The sequence below is a fragment of the Shinella sp. WSC3-e genome (assembly GCF_945994535.1).
Classification (GTDB): Bacteria; Pseudomonadota; Alphaproteobacteria; order Rhizobiales; family Rhizobiaceae; genus Shinella; species Shinella yambaruensis.
The window spans coordinates 312,609-330,476 of record NZ_OZ000534.1 but is presented as its reverse complement, the minus strand read 5'-3'; the positions used below and the strand labels follow the sequence as shown (position 1 = coordinate 330,476).

Genomic DNA, 17,868 nt, shown 5'->3' with positions numbered 1-17,868 from the left:
GCCCGGTGCGGCTCCCTGCGAACCGAGGATACGAATGGCACGCCAGATACCGCTCGCCCCTTCCGCCCCCTGGTTCCGGCTGGAGCTGGACGAAGCGGACTGGAGCGAGGAACAGGCACGAGACCTCGTCCACTGGTACGGCCAGATGCTGCTCATCCGCCGGTTCGAGGAAAAGCTGCTGGATCTCGAGAAGGCGGGCCTGATCCACGGCCCGGCCCATGCCAGCATCGGCCAGGAGGCGGGCGCGGTCGGCGCCATGGCGGCGCTCGGCACCGGGGACAAGATCAACGGCACGCACCGCGCGCACCACCAGGTGCTGCTGAAGCTGCTCAATCCCTCGATTCCAGAAGGCTTCGACATCCGCAAGGATGCCTTCACGCCCGGCATGGACGAGGCGATCTACCGTTTCATGGCCGAGATCATGGGCCTGACCCCCGGCTATTGCGGCGGCCGGGGCGGCTCCATGCACATGCGTTTTGCCGGCGCCGGCGTCGTCGGCACCTCGGCGATCGTCGGCGGCAACCCGCCCCATGCGGCGGGTTATGCGCTCGCCGACAAGATGCTCGGCCGCGACCACATCTCCGTCGCCTTCTTCGGCGACGGCGCGGCCCAGAACGGCGCGAGCTACGAGGCGATGAACATCGCCGCCGCGCAAGGCCTGCCGGTGATCTTCTTCATCGAGAACAACCTCTACGGCGTCTCCACGCATATTGCCGACGTGACGCGCGAGACGCGGCTGTCGTCCCGCGGCGCGATGCTCGGCATCGCCGCGATCGAATGCGACGGCATGGATGTCGTCGCCGTGCATCGGGCCATGGTGGAGGCTCGCCGCATCATCCGCGAGACGGGCGGTCCCGTCGTGATCGAGGCCCTCTGCTACCGCCATTTCCATCAATCCGGATCCCGCAGCGGCAGCGATTTCGGCTATCGCACGAAAGAAGAGGAAGCCGCATGGCGTGAGCGCGACCCCATCGCGCTCGCCGAGGCGCGCCTGGCGGCGCTCGGCCTGCTCTCCCCGGAAGAGTTCGCGCAGATCGATGCACTGGTGACGGACCGGGTCGCGGCAGCGGCCGGAAAGCTGACCGAACCGGTCCCCGGCGGCAACACATTGCGTATTCCCGACAGCCTCTGGCCGGATCCGACGACGCGCGACCATGGCATTCTGGGCGACCTTTCCGAGCTCGCCGACAAGCGCTTCCTCGACCACGACGACATGCGCCCCGATGCCGTCGAGAAGGTGAAGTTCGTCACCGCGGCCTCCGAGACGCTGGCCGCCGCGATGGCGCGCGATCCGCGCATCATCGTCATGGGCGAGGATGCCCACCAGATGCGCGGCGGCGTCAGTGGCTTCACCAAGGGCGCGCTGGAGCGCTGGCCCGAGCGCGTCCTGCCCATGTCGATCGCCGAGAACGGGTTCACGGGCGTCGCCCTCGGCGCGGCGCTCAATGGCTTGCGGCCGGTGGTCGAGATCATGTTCGGCGATTTCTGTTTCACCGCGGCCGACCAGATCGCCAACGGCGTCGGCAAGGTGCGCCACATGTTCGGCGACGGCTTTCCCGTTCCGATCGTCATGCGCGTGCGCATCTCGCCCCATACAGGCTACGGCTCGCAGCATTCCAGCGATCCGTCGGCGCTCTTCGGCCTGTTTCCCGGCTGGCGCATCGTCACGCCGTCGAACGCCTTCGACTATATCGGCCTGATGAATTCGGCGCTTGCCTGCGACGACCCCGTCGTCGTCTTCGAGCATACCGAACTCTACCAGAAGGAATTCGAGGTGCCGGCAGGAGACCGGGACTTCTTCATTCCCTTCGGCTCGGCGCGCATCGTGCGGCCCGGAAGCGCCTGCACGGTCCTGGCGACCTCCGTCATGGTCCAGAACGCGATCAGGGCGGCGGAGGAGACGGGCATCAACGCCGAGGTCATCGACCTGCGCAACATCGACCATCACGGCATCGACTGGCAGTTCATCGGCCAATCGATCGACAAGACCGGCCGGGTCGTCATTGCCGAGCAGACCGCGCGTAGCCTGTCGATGGGCGGCACCTGGGCCGCCGAGATCCAGGAACGCTTCTTCGACTGTCTCGACCACGAAATCCTGCGCGTGACCGGCGGGCTTGCCGCCCCCACGGTCTCGGCCGCCCTCAATCGTGCAGCGCTTGCGACGGTTGCCGACGTGCGGGACGCCTTGCTTCGAATTGCGGAAAAATAGTGGAACAGGGCATCCGCAGCCCGTCAAACTGGAGGTATCCAACCGATGAAACGACTTCTTCCATCGAAATCCAGACTGGCCTTTCTTTCGCTCGCCCTGTCCGCCACGATGCTGGGCGGGGCCATCCAGCCGGCATCGGCCGAAGAGCGTGCGCTGGTGATCGCCCGTGACATGGACGTCAACTCGCTCGATCCGGCCCGCGCCTGGTGCGACACCTGCCAGATCTACAACACCTCGGTCTATGAGCAGCTCGTGACGCTCGACAAGGACAACAAGGTGCAGCCGCTGATCGCCTCGAGCTGGGAGATCAACCCGGAGCAGACCGAGCTGACCTTCAAGCTCGACCCGGCGGCAAAGTTCTCCGACGGTTCGCCGGTGGAGGCGAAGGATGTGAAATGGTCGTTCGAGCGGCTGAAGAATATCAAGGGCAACGGCGCCTTCATCGCCGACCCCATCAGTTCGATCGACATTCCCGACGCGCAGACGGTCGTCATCAAGCTCTCCGCGCCGAATTCGGAATTCCTCAACCAGGCGTCCGCGGGCTTCCTCGGCATCATCAACAGCGATGTCGCTGCCGCCAACGGCGCGCTGTCGGATGCGACGGCCGTCGACAAGGACACGTCGGAGAACTGGTTCCTGAGCAATTCCGCCGGCAGCGGGCCCTTCGTCCTCGAATCCTACGAGCCGAATGCGGAGCTGCGCCTGAAGCGCAACGAAAACTACTGGCGCAAGGCCCCGACGATCCCGCAGGTCGTCTTCCGCCAGGTCAAGGATGCCGTGGCGCAGGCGCAGATGCTGCAGTCCGGCGCTGCCGACATCGCCATGCAGATCGACGCGGAGACCGCCAAGACGCTCGAAGGCAGCAATGTGGTGGTGGACAAGGTGCCGTCCTACAATTTCGTCTATATCGCGCTGTCGCCGGGCGCCAAGGCCAACACCGTCAAATTGACGCCGGAGGTGCGTGAAGCCATCTCGATCGCCATCGACCGGACATCGCTGATCGACTTCACCGTCGGCGGCGCCGGTCGCGCGATCGCGACGCCGATCCCGCTCGGCTTCCCGGGCGGCGACAACCACGAGATTCCCGCCTACGATCCGGACCGTGCCAAGGAACTGTTGACGGCGGCCGGCGTCGGCGACGGCTTCACGCTCAAGTCGATCTATCCGGACATGAACGTCTATGGCGTCGACTTCTCGCTGATGATGCAGAAGATCCAGCAGGATCTGGCCAAAGTGGGCATCACGGTCGAGCTCTCGCCGGTTCCCTTCGCCAACTGGCGCGAAGCGGCCAACGGCGACCACATTCCGCTGACCGCCGTCTTCTTCGCGCCCGACTTCTTCGGCACCTCGCAATATGTCGACGTCTTCGGCCTGTCGGAGGGCTCCGTCTGGGCCAAGCGCGCGGGAGGCGAAACCGATCCCTCGATCATCAGCACGGAAACCGGCAAGCTGCGCGAACAGGCGCTCGCCGCGCCGGCGGAAGAAGCCGAGAAGCTCTGGTTCGAGGCCGGCGAGCTGATGGCCAAGGCCCGGATCATCATCCCGATGGTCAGCCCGGACCTCATCCTGGCGCACAGCCCGGACCTCAAGGGTGTTCGCTACAGTGCCTGCTGCAACCTGCCGCTGGCTGAAATCACGAACTGACCGAGCCATCGGGAGAGGCGGTACGCCTCTCCCGCCAAGGAGGACACGCAAGATGACAGCGAAACTGCTGAACAGCCGCGACACGGAACTCGTCGAGCGCGCCCGGCGCGTCGTGCCGAACGGCATGTGGGGCCACATGGCGACCCGGGCGATCGCGCCGGGCTATCCGCAATTCTTCTCCCGCTCGGACGGTTGCCGCGTCTGGGATGCGGACGGCAACGAATATATCGACTTCATGTGCGCCTGGGGGCCGAACGTGCTCGGCTATCGCCACCCTGAGGTGGACGCCGCCGCCCTCGCCCGGATCGATGCAGGCGACGTCGGCAACGGGCCGACCGAAAGCATGGTGGAGCTTGCCGAACTGCTCGTCGATACGCTCGATCACGCCGAATGGACGCTCTTCCAGAAGAACGGCACGGATGCGACGACGGCCTGTGTCACCATCGCACGCGCGGCCACCGCACGCCGCAAGATTCTCGTCGCCCGTGGCGCCTATCACGGCGCCGTTCCGTGGTGCTCGCCGTCGCTGCTCGGCGTGACGGCGGAGGATCGTGCCCATATCATCGTCTTCGACTATAACGATGCCGCCAGCCTCGATGCCGCGGTCGATGCCGCTGGCGACGATCTTGCGGGCATCCTGCTGACCGCCTTCCAGCATGATGTCGGCAAGGACCAGCACCTGCCGCAGGCCACCTTCCTTGCCCATGCGCGCAAGATCTGCGACCGCACGGGCGCAGCCCTCATTCTCGACGACGTGCGCGCGGGCTTCCGCCTCGACGTCCGGGGAAGCTGGGCGCGCTACGGCGTCAAGCCCGACCTTGCGGCCTATTCGAAGGCCATCGCCAATGGCTGGCCGCTTGCTGCCGTGGCGGGCACGGAACGCTTCCGGGACGGCGCCGGCAAGGTCTTCGTCACAGGTTCCTTCTGGTATGGCTCGGCCGCCATGGCGGCCGCGGTCAAGACCGTCCGGATCCTCCGCGACAGCGATGCTCTTGCGCATACGGAAGCCATGGGCGAGCGTTTCCGGGAAGGCCTTACGACGATCTCCGCTCGGCACGGCTTCAGGCTGCGGCAGACGGGGCCGGCGCAGATGCCGATGGTGCTCTTCGACGGCGACCAGGAGCTGAAGATCGCCAACGCCTTCTGCCTGGCGGCCCTTCAGCGCGGCATCTACCTGCATCCCAAGCACAACATGTTCCTGTGCGCCGCCCATACGCCCGAGGATATCGACCGGGCGCTCGAGGCCGCGGACGGTGCCTTCGGCGATATCGTCTCGGCGGGCATCCTCGCCGCCTGACGATCGCCGTTCTACACCCTGCGCGCCGTCTTGCTGGCGGCGCGCAACGGCGTGTCACCACAGTCCTTTTTGGAGGCAGGCATCATGTCCTATACGGACCATATCTTTGTAGACTATCGCCGGCGCGTGAAAGAGCTCGAAGCCAGCGACAATCCGTTCGCCAGGGGGATCGCCTATATTGCGGGAGAATATGTACCGCTGCACGAGGCGCGCATCCCGATCCTCGACCAGGGTTTCCTGCATTCGGACTTGACCTATGACGTGCCGGCCGTCTGGAACGGCCGGTTCTTCCGGCTGGAGGACCATCTCGACCGCTTCGAGAAGAGCTGTGCCCAGCTGCGCCTCAAGAGCCCGCTGCCGCGGCAGGAAATCCGCGACCGGCTCGTCGAGATGACGGTCAAGAGCGGCATCCGCGACGCCTATGTCATGATGATCGTGACCCGCGGCCTTCGCTTCGTGCGCCAGTATGCGCCCGAGGAATGCGACAATGTCTGCTATCTCATGGTCATGCCCTATCTCTGGGTCATGGACGAGGCGACGCAGAAGACCGGCGGCAGCGCCGTCATCACCCGCACCGTGCGCCGCGTGCCGCCGGGCGCCATCGACCCGACCGTGAAGAACCTGCAATGGGGCGATTTCACCCGCGGCCTGATGGAGGCGCGCGATCGCGGCGCGATGTATCCGATCCTGACCGATGGCGACGCCAATCTTACGGAAGGCTCCGGCTTCAACGTCATCCTGATCAAGGACGGCAAGCTCTACACGCCGAGAAAGGGCGTGCTGGAGGGCGTGACGCGCAAGTCCGTGCTCGCCGTCGCCGAAAAGCTCGGTTATCCCTACACGATCGACGATGTGCCGGTGGAGCTTGCCTACCAGTGCGACGAGATCCTCTTCGTGACGACCGCCGGCGGCGTCATGCCGATCACCACGCTCGACGGCCAGCCGGTCGGCGACGGCCAGGTCGGCCCCATCAGCAAGGCCCTGTGGAAGGGCTACTGGGACGCCCATGCCGACCCGGAGCTGAGCTTTGCGGTCGAGGAATACGGCGCATCGGCCCGCTGATTCAGCGTGCTCGGGCGCAGCTCCCCGGGAAAGCGTGCTTGGTCATGATGCGGCAGGGCGCACCTCGGCAAACACCATGACCGGCACCACTTGCGGCCACGGATAGGCTGCATACGGATCCATGCTCCAGCGCGCGCAGTGGAGTTTGGACGCTCATAAAATTAAAAATGGACGGTTTCACACTTTAAATTGGACGGAGCCTGCGTTAAGAGTGGCCGCATGAGTTCGCCTCCCCTGCCCCGCCACCATATTGAACGCAAGGTTCGTCGGAACGTCGAAACCGCCTTGGCCGACACGCGCGTCGTCCTGATCGCCGGCCCGCGCCAGGCCGGCAAGACGACACTTGCACGAATGTTCTCCGGCGAGGACCGGCCATTCCTTACATTGGACGACGCCGGCACCCTCAATGCCGCGAAAGCCGATCCGATCGGCTTCATACGCGGCATCAGACGGGCTGTCATCGACGAGGTGCAGCGCGCACCCGACCTGATGCTGGCAATCAAGGAGAGTGTCGACCGGGACGAAGAGCCCGGGCGGTTCTTGCTGACAGGTTCGGCCAATCTGGCGACGATGCCGGCCATTGCCGACTCTCTGGCCGGACGCATGGCCGTCATCTCTCTTTTTCCGTTTGCCCAGTCCGAAATCCTCTCGACCCCCGGCCGGTTGCTGGACCGTCTCTTCGACGGCGAGGAGCCGGCGGCCGGCGGCGCGGCCGTCTTTGGTGACGGCTTGGTGGACATGGTCTTGAAGGGCGGCTTTCCGGAAGTCTTGCGCCGCTCGACCATGGCGCGTCGCGCCGCGTGGCTCGAGGACTATGTGGCCCTCATTCTGGATCGGGACGTCCGCGACATCGCGAACATCGATCAACTCGACCGTCTGCCGCGCCTTTTGAACGTGCTCGCCGAGCACGCGGGGCAATTGGTCAACCACAGCAGCTTCGGTGCGGCGCTCGGCCTGTCGAGCGTCACGGCCCAGAAATATGTCGCGATCCTTGAGCGGCTGTTCCTCATCAGGACCCTTTCGCCCTGGTCGAACAACCGCCTCAGCCGCCTGATCAAAACGCCGAAGCTGCATTTCGTCGATACCGGATTGCTTGCGACATTGCGGGAAGACGAAACGGAGCGGTTGACCCAGGACAGAACGCGGTTCGGCCCGTTACTCGAAAGCTTTGTCGTCTCCGAGATTCTGAAGCTTGCTTCCTGGTCTGAGCGACGTCTTGCATTCTCGCACTATCGGACCAAGGACCAGGACGAGGTCGATGTGATCATCGAGGATCGTCGGGGTCGCATCATCGGAATCGAGGTGAAGGCCTCCGCGACCGTGAAACCGGATGATTTCCGGGGATTGCGCCAGCTTCAGGACGCTGTCGGTGACCGGTTTGTCCGCGGGCTGGTCCTGCACGATCACGATCGCATCACACCTTTCGGAGAGAAATTGCAGGCCGCGCCGATCTCGGTCCTCTGGACGATGTAGGCCTGTGCCGCTCGGAACCCCAGTTTTGCACCGGTATTCGCTATCGAAACTGGCCGTGGATATGTGGGCGAAGCCCATGAAAAACAGGCATTCTTAAAGGTGCCCGGCTGGTCCCGTTAACCTTTTGTTAACCCTAAACTTCTGGACGGTCCGGGAGAATCGTGTTCTATCTTTGGCGGGCAATGGCCGGCAAACCGGCTGAAGGCCGCCAAGAGGAACACATGGCGATAGCAGATCGAGCAGAACCAATTTTTGGCGCCAAGGAAGATGCCGGCGGCAAGATCATGCGTCATGCCGGGCTTCTGTCGGCACAATTGCAGCAACTCAGAACGCGCATGTACCCTCCGAAGTCGGAGAAGACCCTTCGATCGTTTTTGACAAACGAAGTGTCGAAGCTCACATCCATACCCGATTCCACCCTGAAGCTCATGTCCACCGAAGGGCGCGGACCGGTCCCGAGCAGGCTCGAGAACAACCACCGCGTCTATACCCTGGCTCAGATCAATGAGCTTCGCGAGCTGTTCGCGCGGCAGAAGCCCGCGGAAGCGCTGCGGTTTCTTCCTCGCCGCCGCCCTGGAGAGCATCTCCAGGTCATCGCGATCGCGAATTTCAAGGGTGGCAGTGCGAAAACGACGACCTGCGTCCACCTTTCCCACTATCTGGCGCTCAAGGGTTATCGCGTTCTCGCGCTGGACCTGGATCCGCAGGCGTCCTTGTCCGCGATGTTCGGTTCCCAGCCCGAGGTGGATGTCGGTTCGAACGAGACGATCTATGCTGCCTTGCGCTATGACGATGCCGAGCGGCGCCCGATCCGCGAGGTCATTCGCAAGACATATTTCGAAGGGATCGACCTTGTTCCAGGCAATCTGGAGGTCATGGAATACGAGCATGAAACGCCCCGTGTCCTGGCAAACAAGTCGGGTTCGGGTGCGATTTTCTTCGAGAGGCTGAAGCTCGCCCTTGCGGAGGTCGATGCAGACTATGATGTCGTCATCCTGGACACGCCGCCGTCGCTCGGCTTTCTGACCTTGAGTGCCATTTACGCGGCGACCAGCATGATCATCACCGTGCACCCGGCCATGCTGGACGTCGCATCGATGAGCCAGTTCCTCCTGATGATGGGCGACCTCATCAGCGTCTTGAATGAAAGCGGCGCTCAGCTGGATCAGGATTTCATCCGCTACCTGGTCACCCGCCATGATCCGAATGACGCACCGCAGTCGCAGGTCGTCGCGATGCTGCGCCATATGTTCGGCACCGATGTGCTCCTGCCGACAGCCATCGAGAGCACGGCGGTCGAAGCGGCCGGCCTGGCAAAACGTTCGCTATACGAGCTCGAAATGGGCCAGATCGGGCGAGACACCCACAAGCGGGCGCGGGAAGCGGTCGATGCCGTCAACGAGGCGATTGTGCGCCTTATCAATGACAGCTGGGGGCGGACATGAGCAAGTCATCCCGCAAATCGATCGTGGCCAGTTTCGGCCTGCTTTCGGCAGAGCTGGAGAACAAGCTCGCAGACGACGGGCAGCCGGCGCCTGCGGCTTCGACGCAACGCGTCGGTGCCGGCGTCATCGGCGCGGCTCACAGGGCGATCGACGATATCCGCTCGGAACGGGACCGACTGAAGGCCCTTGTGGAGTCGGGCGGAGGGGCCGTTCGGGATCTGGATGCCGCGCTGATCGACCCCTCCCCCTACCCTGACAGGTTGCCGGACGATGACGCGGCGAACTTCGAGGCGTTCAAGCGCTCGATCGAGAGCGAGGGGCAGCAGGTTCCCATTCAGGTCCGCAAGCACCCTTCTGCCGCCGGCCGCTATCAGATCGTCTACGGGCATCGGCGCTGGCTTGCCGCCAGGCAGCTCGGCAAACCCGTTCGCGCCATCGAAGTGGAGATCTCGGATCTCGATCTGGTTCTCGCGCAAGGCATCGAGAATGCCAGCCGCCAGGACCTGACATGGATCGAGCGCGCGCTTTTTGCTTCACGCATGGATGATGCGGGCATAAAGGCGCGGCACATCTATGCAGCGCTTTCGATCGAAGACGCCGAACTTGCGAGGATGCGGAGCGTCTGCCGCGCGCTGCCGGCCGACATCATCGCGGCGATCGGGCGGGCGCCGAAAATCGGCCGGCCGCGCTGGCTCGACCTCGCGAAGACCGTGGCGGGTGACGGGCAGGCTCTCGACACCATTCGGGCAGCTCTTTCGAGCGAGGCCGACGCCCCCCAGACATCCGACCAGAAATTCCAGCGGGCGCTGGACGCGGTGAAACCGGCTGCCCCGGGAAAAACCACCGGGGCGACTGCAATCGCGGATGCGAGCGGCAGAAAGCTGGGCGCGGTGACCGCTTCCGCGAGGGAGGTCCGGATTTCTGCGGAGGGCGCTTTCGGAACCGCGTTCCTGAAATTCGTGCAGGCCGAGTTGCCAAGCCTTGCCGAGCGATTTGCTCGTCTGCGGGACGAGTGACAACCCTGACAGCTGTCAGGGTTCCAGATAACGAGAAAGGAAGCACAGCAAAAGAAAAAGGCCCCCAAAACGTTGCCGTCGTGGAAGCCCCTCTCTGATTTAGCACCTCGAGAATCGCATTTCCACGAATCGTAGTCAAGAGTCTTTGGCGCCATTTTGGGCGAGCGGCTTTCTTTTGCCTTTTGCAAGGGTGAAGGAAGATGCAGAGTGGATATGTGACGACGCCTTTCGGGCGGCGGCCGATGACCCTTGCGCTGGTGCGCCGGCAATTGGCGACGGCCGAGATCAGGCCGGGCAAAACTGCGGACAAATGGAAGATCTTCCGGGATGCCTCGGAGGCGAGGGAATTGCTGGGCCTGCAAGACAGAAGCCTGGCCGTGCTGGATGCGCTCCTGAGCTTCTATCCGGAGAACGAATTGCGCCAGGAGGCGCAACTCATCGTCTTCCCGTCGAATGCGCAGCTGGCGCTGCGGGCGCACGGCATCGCAGGGGCGACCCTCAGGCGGCATCTCGGTCTGCTCGTCGACGCCGGTTTGATCGTGCGGAAGGATAGCGCGAACGGCAAGCGCTATGCCCGCAAGGACAAGGCCGGAGACATCGAGACCGCGTTCGGCTTCGATATCTCGCCGCTCCTGTCACGCGCCGAAGAGTTGGCCATGCTGGCGCAGCAGGTTGTTTCGGACCGCCTGGCTTTTCGCCGCATTAAGGAGAACCTGACGATCTGCCGGCGTGATGTGCGCAAGCTGATCTCCGCCGCGATGGAGGAGGGGGCTCCAGGCGATTGGAATACGGTGGAGGAGACCTATGCCGGCATTCTCGCGCGGCTGCCCCGCGCACCGACCAAGGGCGAGGTTGGGGCAGCTCTGGACGAAATGGAGCTCTTGCGCGGCGAGATCGTCAACATCCTGGAAAGACAGGAGAATGAGAAGAATAAAAGCACCAATGCTGCTCATGATGAGCGCCATATACAGAATTCAAAATCCGAATCCACATATGAACTTGAACCTAGCTCTAAAAAAGAGCTGGGGGCGATGCCGGGAAATGATCATGCAGCGCCGAGGGTGCCGATCCGCAATTTCCCGCTTGGTATGGTTCTGCGGGCATGCCCTGACATCGGCCTGTACGGGCCCAGCGGCAAAATCGATGGTTGGCGAGACCTGATGTCGGCTGCCGTGGTGGTGCGGTCGATGTTGGGCATCAGTCCTTCGGCCTACCAGGAGGCTTGTGAGGTGATGGGCGCGGAAAACGCGGCCGTGGCGGTTGCTTGCATCCTCGAGCGGGCAGGACACATCAATTCTCCGGGGGGATATCTTCGAGATCTGACGCGCCGGGCGGAACGGGGCGAGTTTTCGCTGGGGCCGGCGCTTATGGCCTTGCTTCGGGGGCAGAGCGCAAACGACAGAAGCGTTGGATAACAAGGAGGGTGGAAAAACCCTGACAGCTGTCAGGGTTTTGAGATGCGATCTGCGATGTCTACGCCGGCTTCATTGCGGCTTGGCGGGCGGAAATGCCAGCCTCCGGGACGACCGCGGCATCTGATGGCAAGGAACCAAAAAAACTCTTGGCGAGCCTATTTCTGATGGCGTAGGTTGCCGAGTTCCACGTCAAGGCGATTGTATGCGGCCTGCACCATATCGATATCGTTGAGGTGGCTGGCGACGGCCAATTCGATCATCACATTGGCGACCGCAGCGTCAACCCTCGGGCGCGGGGTATCGTGATGGGCGTAGAGAAGCGCATCCAACGTCGCATCGTTGCCGCCAAGGACGAAGTAGAGGTCCAGCGCGCTCTTGAGAAATGGGATGCACCGATCAGACGGCGACTGGGAAGCCAGGTCACCTTCCTCCTGCGCCGCCAGCGTGACCGCCTTGTTCTGCAGTTCGCTCATCTTGATGTCCTGTTGCCGCCGCGTTCCGTATCGGATTCCCGAGAATCTATCCTGACGAACCTCACCCGGACCTTGTGCGCCGGTTTGGTAATGTTGACGGGCGTAGCTGTGCCGCCTGTCTCTTTCTCCGCTCTGGTGGAGCAGCAAAGGGGACGCGATTTCATCGCCGCCCAGTACGAGCCGGTCATCCTCACCCTTCACGTCGCAGCTGCTGCTGCGGGATCGCTTCGTGCTCAAAACCCGTCAGAACAAACGCGCCATGACCACCCCATCCTAACGGGAGTCACAGCGCACTCCAGAGCGGAAGCTTTTTGGGGGCAGGTGACCTAAAGCCCGGCGGCCTTAGTGAGGTTGACGCGGAAGCGGTCTCGGCGGCGCTGGTAGCGGCGGGTCATCTCGGCCGAGGCGTGGCCGAGATGCTTCTGGACATGGCGCTCGTCGACCTCGGCCGAGGAGGCGAGCCCGGCGCGCAGCGAGTGGCCGGCGAAGGCCTGCATCCGCTCGGCCTCCGGCAGGTCACCGCGCACCCCGGCGCAAAGCGCCGCCTTCTTGACGAGGCGCGCCACCTCCTGGTCGTTGAGCCGGTCCGGACCGACGGCCTTGCCCCGGCCCGTCACGCGGCGGAAGAGGGGGCCGCGGGCGATCTTGGCAAAGCGGATCCAGGTTTCCAGCGCGGCGACGGGACAGGTGGCATCGGAGGAACCTCGGCCGATCTCGACCTCGCGCCAGCCCGTCTTGCCGCGCAGCGTCACCAGCGCGCCCTTGTCGAAGATCTCGATCCAGCCGCGTCCGTCCTCGCTCTGGTCGCGGCCAAGGTCGAGGCCGACGATCTCCGAACGGCGCAGGCCCCCGGCAAAGCCGACGAGCAGCATGGCCCGGTCGCGCAGGCCCCGCAGCGTGCCGCGGTCGAGCGTCTCCAGCATGGCGATGAGGTCCTCGGGAAGCAGGGCCTCCTTCTGGCGCGGCGGGGCGGCATGGCGGTTGCGGATGCCGGCCATGACCGTGGCGATGGCGCGGTCCTTGCGGTCGAGGGGCTGGCCGCGCTGCGCGCAGTTCCAGCCGATCGCGGCAAGGCGCCGCTCGATGGTGGAGACGGTCTTCGGCTTGCCGCCGCGCTCTGCCGTGCCGGAGGCGCAGGCGGTGATGTAGAGGCCGACGACCTGCGGGTCGGCAGGGAAGGGGGAAACGTTCTGCCGGCGGCACCAGGCGGAAAAGTGCTTCCAGTCGGAGGCGTAGGCCTTTCGCGTGTTGGCGGCGCTGGCGGCCTCGACATAGGATCGGGCGCGTTCGGTGAGGTCCCGCAGGTGGGCCGGCAGGGCAGGGGAGGCGGACGGCGCGGCAACGGCGGTGGCCATGCCGTCGACGGCCGGTGCGCTGTGCGGCGGTGCAGAGGTCTGCGGAGGATGAAGGTCGCTATTGCGGTCGTCGATTCGGCTCATTGCTTCATAATGAATATAACGAGCGATAAGGCAACGTTATCCGGCACAACGACGATAGGACGGATTGTGCGGTTTATCTGATCGGGAATGCAAAAACCGCACGCTTGGAGCAGTTTCGCCACTGTCGCTCTCTAAGTACGAACTTGCGCAAAAGCCCCCTCGTACATACTCACCTTGTTATCCGGTTGAGCACTCGATCCAGCGCCAGCCTCAAAGCATCCGAGCCGCCCTTGCCGTCGAAGTCCTGAAAAACCTGCTCGTTCAGGCCGCCCTTGGTGGCAAATTCGCGACTCATCTCGATGAACGTGACGTCTTTGCCGGCAAGAAGCGCGGTTTCGGAAAGGCCGGCGAAGAGCGGGGCGAGATAGGCGCGGCCCTTCTCTTCCGGCAGGCCGTTTTCCGCGAGCCATTCCGTCGTGCGGTGCATGAGGCCGAAATAGGTCGCCATAAGGGCGCTCGCGGCGGCAAGCAGGTCATATTCCGCTTTGCTCTCGCATTCGACCGCATTGCCAAGCACGCCGAAGATGGCCGCCGTATCCGCATCCGGCGGGTAGACGGCGGTGACGCCCTTGCGCCGCGCGACGAAGGGCAGGGGGATCGCCTGCGACAGGCGGACATCCGCGCCGATCCAATCGAGGAGGGCGGGACGGCTCGTCGCGGCGATGACGCTGATCACACTCTGGCCGTCTCGGAACGTGAGGGGGCGGATGACCTCTTCCGCAATCTGCGGGCGGATCGCCAGCACGACGGTGTCGCAGCCGTCGACGATCGCTTGGTTGTGAGCGGAGACGAGCATCTGCGGGAAGTCGGCGGCGAGCGCCGCGGAAATGTCCGCGCTGCGTTGAGACACCATGACATGCGGCACGGCGGCGGGTTTTGCGAGCAGGCCGCGCACCATGACGTCGGTGATCGCGCCGGTTCCGATGAAGCCGATCTTTTGGGGCAGGGACATGGCTATTCTGCCGCGGCAAGAGAACCGAAGGACACCTCGGTCGTATAGTTTTCACGCAGGAACGCGATGAAATTGTCCTGGAACTGCCGGGTATGGGCGTGGGCCAACTCGTCGGCCAGCTCGACATTCTTGGTGCGGATCGCCTCCAGCATCAGCTCGTGCTCGTCCGTCAGCAGATAACCGTCGCCGGTGCGTTCCAGATATTCGAAGTGCAGGTGCAGCATGCGCTGGCCCTGGTTGAGGAGCCGTTCGTAGAAAGAAGCGAGATAGGCGTTCTTTCCGGCATAGGCGACGGCCATGTGGAACTGCTTGTTGGCCTCCGACATCTTCAGGTGCTGGCCGGTCTTCACCGCCGCCTCGAACTCCTTCTGGCGTTTGGCGATGATCTTCAGGTCCGCTTCCGTGCGCAGCGCCGCCGCAAGGCGCGTGTTCATGCGCTGGGCGACATCCAGAGCCTCGACATATTTCGGAAAGCTCGCCACCTCGATCGGCGCGACGATGGTGCTGCGGTTGGAGAGCGTCACCACCAGCTCTTCGCCGGCGAGCCGGATCAACGCTTCGCGGATCGGCGAGCGGGACATGTCGAAACGTTCGGCAAGTGTCGTCTCGTCGAGCAGCTGGCCGGGCGGCAGGATGAGCGCCAGGATTTCGGTACGCAGCGTGTCGTACACGCTCTTCGAGCCCATGCCACGCACGCGTTTCGCTTCAATTTCCTCAGACACTTAACGTTCCTTTCCGCATTTCGTGCCCATTGGGCCAGAAAATCAGCGTCGCAGCAATCGTAAAATATCCGCTTGACTTTGTCGACACGGAGGCGACATAGTTCATAAAGTCGACATCAAGACGACAGGGAAGGGCTGTGGAAAACCGGCCGAAGCCGACGGGAACCGCGCTTTCAGCGTTCAAGATTGGGGAAATGCACATGCCTCGAATGTGATGATGTCCACTCTGCGGGCGATGCCAGCATGGCGCCGGGGCTTTCTGCCTTCGCGTGCACGACGAGCGCCGTTCTTCCGCAGGCCGTGCTGCGCGCGGCACCGACGCTCTTGTCCAATTGCGTCGGCCTCTTCAAGGAAAGCGCGCTCTCGGCGGTCAGACCATTTCCAACACCACGGCCCGCACCATCGAGGTGCTGACCACCGTCGCCCTTGTCTGCTTCGCCATCGCCTTCCCGCTGACGCGCGCCGTCACGGTCATTGAACAATGCATCCTCAAGCGGCTGGCCGCCTGACGCGCCCACCCCGATCCTCGAATGGAGACTCTCATGAAACTCTCAGGCGTCATGCCCGCCCTCGTCACCCCCTTCGATGCCAATGGCCGTGTCGATTTCAAGGCCTTCGAAAAGCTGTTCGCGCATCTGCGCGAGGCCGGAGTGACCGGCTGGGTGCCGAACGGCTCGACCGGTGAATATTTCAGCCAGTCGACGGAGGAACGCCGCGATGTTCTCCAGTTCGTCAAGGACTTCGCCAGGTCGGGCGAAACCCTGATCGCCGGCACCAATGCACCAGCCACGCGCGAGGTCATCGAGCAGACCGCCATGGCAAGGGACATCGGCTACGACACGGTCCTGCTCGCGCCGCCCTTCTACACCCGCCCGACCCAGGCCGAGCTCATCAGGCACTACGAGACCGTGCTCGCTGCCGTCGACGTCAATCTCGTGCTTTACAGCTATCCTGCCAAGGACGGATCGGACATCAGCTTCGAACTGATGGATCACTTCGCCGACAATGCGCGCGTCATCGGCATCAAGGAGAGTTCGGGCGTGCTGCAACGCGCGATCGATATCGCCAGCCGCTACGAGGGCAGGATCCAGCTCGTCTCTGGTTCTGACGACATCGCGCTCGACTTCATGTTCTGGGGCGCGGAGAGCTGGATATGCGGTCCGGCAAACTGCATGGCCAAGGCCTGCTGCGATCTCGACCGGGTCTACAGGTCGGGGGATCTCGGCAAGGCTCGTGAGATGATGAAGACCCTTTACCGGGCGATGAACATCCTCGAATCCGGCAAGTTCGTCCAGAAGATCAAGTACGGCTGCGAATTGCAGGGCCTGCCGGTCGGCGAATGCCGCGCGCCTCTCGGCCCGCTGACGGACGAGGAAAAGGCCGAGTTCCGTGCGGCCATGCAGCCGATCCTGGCCTGGTAAGCCGGCGCGGCCAGGCGGATGGACCGTCCGGCCAACGTGGAGCCTGACGGAGCGAGGATACGCATGACCACCGTGGTTGTCGGCGCAGGGATCATCGGCACGGCCATCGCCTACGAACTGCAAAAGCGCGGCCGGCCGGTCGTTCTCCTCGACAGGGACGAGGTCGGGCGCGGCGCGTCCTACGGCAACATGGCCTCGATTGCCGTGACCGAGTTCATGCCGGCCTCGCGCCCCTCGATCTGGCGGCAGATTCCGGGCTGGATGCTCGATCCGGAGGGGCCGGTGCGTATTCGCCCTGGCTATTTGCCGAAGCTCCTTCCCTGGTTCTTGCGTTTCGTCGCCGCCTCGCGGCCGGGCAAGCTGCGACGTCTCGAAGCCGAGGGTGCGGTTCTGTGCAGGCGCGTCTATGACGACCTCTTGCCCCTGCTGCGGGAAACGGGACTGGAAGGCGAGTTGACGGAAGAGGGCTGCCTTTCACTCTACAGCGACGAGGCGGAGTTCCGTGCCGACCGCGAGCATATCGAAATCCTGGAGCGCTTCGGCTTCCCGCACCGGCGGCTGACGGGCGCGGAGGCGCGTGAACTGGAACCGGAACTGTCGGGCAGCATCGGCATCGCCGTGCTCTTCCCCCAGAACCGCAGCCTGCGCGACCCGTTTCGTCTGGTGAACAGACTTGCGCAGCGCTTCGCCGCGCTCGGTGGTGAAATCCGGCGCGGCGCGGTGGCGGGCTTCGAGCGGTCCGGCCGCATCGCCGCCGTGCGGCTTGCGGACGGCGGTCGCATCGTCGCCGATGAGGTTGTGATCTCGGCAGGCGCCTATAGCGGTCTGCTCTCGAAAATGCTGGGAGAACCGATGCCGCTGGAGACCGAGCGCGGCTATCATACGCAGATCATGTCGCCGGGTATTTCCATGCGCCATTCGATCATCTGGCCGGCCCGGGCGTTCATGGTCACGCCGACGGTGGGCGGCATCCGTGTCGGCGGGACGGTGGAAATGGCGGGCCTTGATGCCGCGCCCGACTACCGCCGCTCGAAGGTGACCGTGCGCCGGGCGCAGTCGGCGTTGCCGAACCTGCGCTGCGAGAAATTTTCCGAATGGATGGGCCATCGCCCCGCCTTTCCCGATACTGTGCCGGTCATGTCGGCTTCGGCAAGGACGCCGGGCGTCTTCTATGCCACCGGCCACGGCCATCTGGGCGTCACCTATGCTGCGACGACCGCGCGCCTGATGGGCGACTTCATCACCGGTGCAACGCCGCCCGTCGACATGCATCCCTATCGGGTCGACCGCTTCTGACGGC

14 protein-coding genes and 1 pseudogene are annotated in these 17,868 nt (G+C 63.9%); 11 read left to right on the top strand and 4 right to left on the bottom strand.

Translation table 11 applies throughout. The features are described from left to right. The first annotated feature begins 34 nt into the window (after positions 1-34). From AABF56_RS32235 to repC, 8 genes are all read left to right on the top strand, one after another. The gene (locus AABF56_RS32235) at positions 35-2,209 is read left to right on the top strand and encodes a dehydrogenase E1 component subunit alpha/beta (RefSeq protein WP_272809556.1); all 2,175 of its coding nucleotides are present in this window, start codon (positions 35-37) and stop codon (positions 2,207-2,209) included. Between the two features lie 45 nt (positions 2,210-2,254). Then, positions 2,255-3,853, top strand: a complete 1,599-nt coding sequence (locus tag AABF56_RS32230; protein ID WP_272809557.1) for an ABC transporter substrate-binding protein — start codon at positions 2,255-2,257, stop codon at positions 3,851-3,853. A gap of 52 nt (positions 3,854-3,905) precedes the next feature. Further along, positions 3,906-5,150 (top strand): aminotransferase class III-fold pyridoxal phosphate-dependent enzyme, encoded by a 1,245-nt coding sequence (locus tag AABF56_RS32225; protein ID WP_272809558.1) that lies wholly within the window; start codon positions 3,906-3,908, stop codon positions 5,148-5,150. A gap of 84 nt (positions 5,151-5,234) precedes the next feature. Beyond that, positions 5,235-6,212, top strand: a complete 978-nt coding sequence (locus tag AABF56_RS32220; RefSeq protein ID WP_272809559.1) for an aminotransferase class IV — start codon at positions 5,235-5,237, stop codon at positions 6,210-6,212. Between the two features lie 219 nt (positions 6,213-6,431). Then, a complete protein-coding gene (locus tag AABF56_RS32215; RefSeq protein WP_272809560.1) occupies positions 6,432-7,685 on the top strand; it encodes an ATP-binding protein in 1,254 nt (417 codons plus the stop codon). Between the two features lie 182 nt (positions 7,686-7,867). Further along, the gene (gene repA / locus AABF56_RS32210; RefSeq protein WP_263194979.1) at positions 7,868-9,130 is read left to right on the top strand and encodes a plasmid partitioning protein RepA; all 1,263 of its coding nucleotides are present in this window, start codon (positions 7,868-7,870) and stop codon (positions 9,128-9,130) included. Continuing rightward, complete coding sequence (gene repB, locus AABF56_RS32205; protein ID WP_272809452.1) at positions 9,127-10,146, top strand: plasmid partitioning protein RepB; 1,020 nt, start codon at positions 9,127-9,129, stop codon at positions 10,144-10,146. Before repA ends, repB begins: the two co-directional genes overlap by 4 nt. Before the next feature lie 200 nt (positions 10,147-10,346). Beyond that, complete coding sequence (gene repC, locus AABF56_RS32200) at positions 10,347-11,561, top strand: plasmid replication protein RepC (protein WP_272809453.1); 1,215 nt, start codon at positions 10,347-10,349, stop codon at positions 11,559-11,561. 155 nt (positions 11,562-11,716) lie between these two features. On the opposite strand, the gene AABF56_RS32195 is transcribed toward repC, so the two are convergent. From AABF56_RS32195 to AABF56_RS32180, 4 genes are all read right to left on the bottom strand, one after another. Beyond that, entirely contained in the window at positions 11,717-12,034 is a 318-nt protein-coding gene (locus AABF56_RS32195) for a hypothetical protein (protein ID WP_272809454.1), read from the bottom strand. Between the two features lie 326 nt (positions 12,035-12,360). After that, complete coding sequence (locus AABF56_RS32190; protein ID WP_272809455.1) at positions 12,361-13,473, bottom strand: tyrosine-type recombinase/integrase; 1,113 nt, start codon at positions 13,471-13,473, stop codon at positions 12,361-12,363. Between the two features lie 169 nt (positions 13,474-13,642). After that, positions 13,643-14,425: a pyrroline-5-carboxylate reductase gene (locus AABF56_RS32185; RefSeq protein WP_272809456.1), complete on the bottom strand. Its 783-nt coding sequence runs from the start codon at positions 14,423-14,425 to the stop codon at positions 13,643-13,645. A 2-nt stretch (positions 14,426-14,427) separates the two neighbouring features. Then, positions 14,428-15,147: a GntR family transcriptional regulator gene (locus AABF56_RS32180; protein ID WP_272809457.1), complete on the bottom strand. Its 720-nt coding sequence runs from the start codon at positions 15,145-15,147 to the stop codon at positions 14,428-14,430. Between the two features lie 234 nt (positions 15,148-15,381). On the opposite strand from AABF56_RS32180, the pseudogene AABF56_RS32175 reads away from it, so the two are divergent. The 3 genes and pseudogenes from AABF56_RS32175 to AABF56_RS32165 all read left to right on the top strand — a co-directional run. Further along, positions 15,382-15,656, top strand: a pseudogene (locus AABF56_RS32175) (amino acid ABC transporter permease); the annotation flags it as partial. Between the two features lie 33 nt (positions 15,657-15,689). Next, entirely contained in the window at positions 15,690-16,568 is an 879-nt protein-coding gene (dapA, locus tag AABF56_RS32170) for a 4-hydroxy-tetrahydrodipicolinate synthase (protein ID WP_272809459.1), read from the top strand. A 63-nt stretch (positions 16,569-16,631) separates the two neighbouring features. Beyond that, a complete protein-coding gene (locus tag AABF56_RS32165; RefSeq protein ID WP_272809460.1) occupies positions 16,632-17,864 on the top strand; it encodes an NAD(P)/FAD-dependent oxidoreductase in 1,233 nt (410 codons plus the stop codon). The last annotated feature ends 4 nt before the right edge of the window (positions 17,865-17,868 follow it).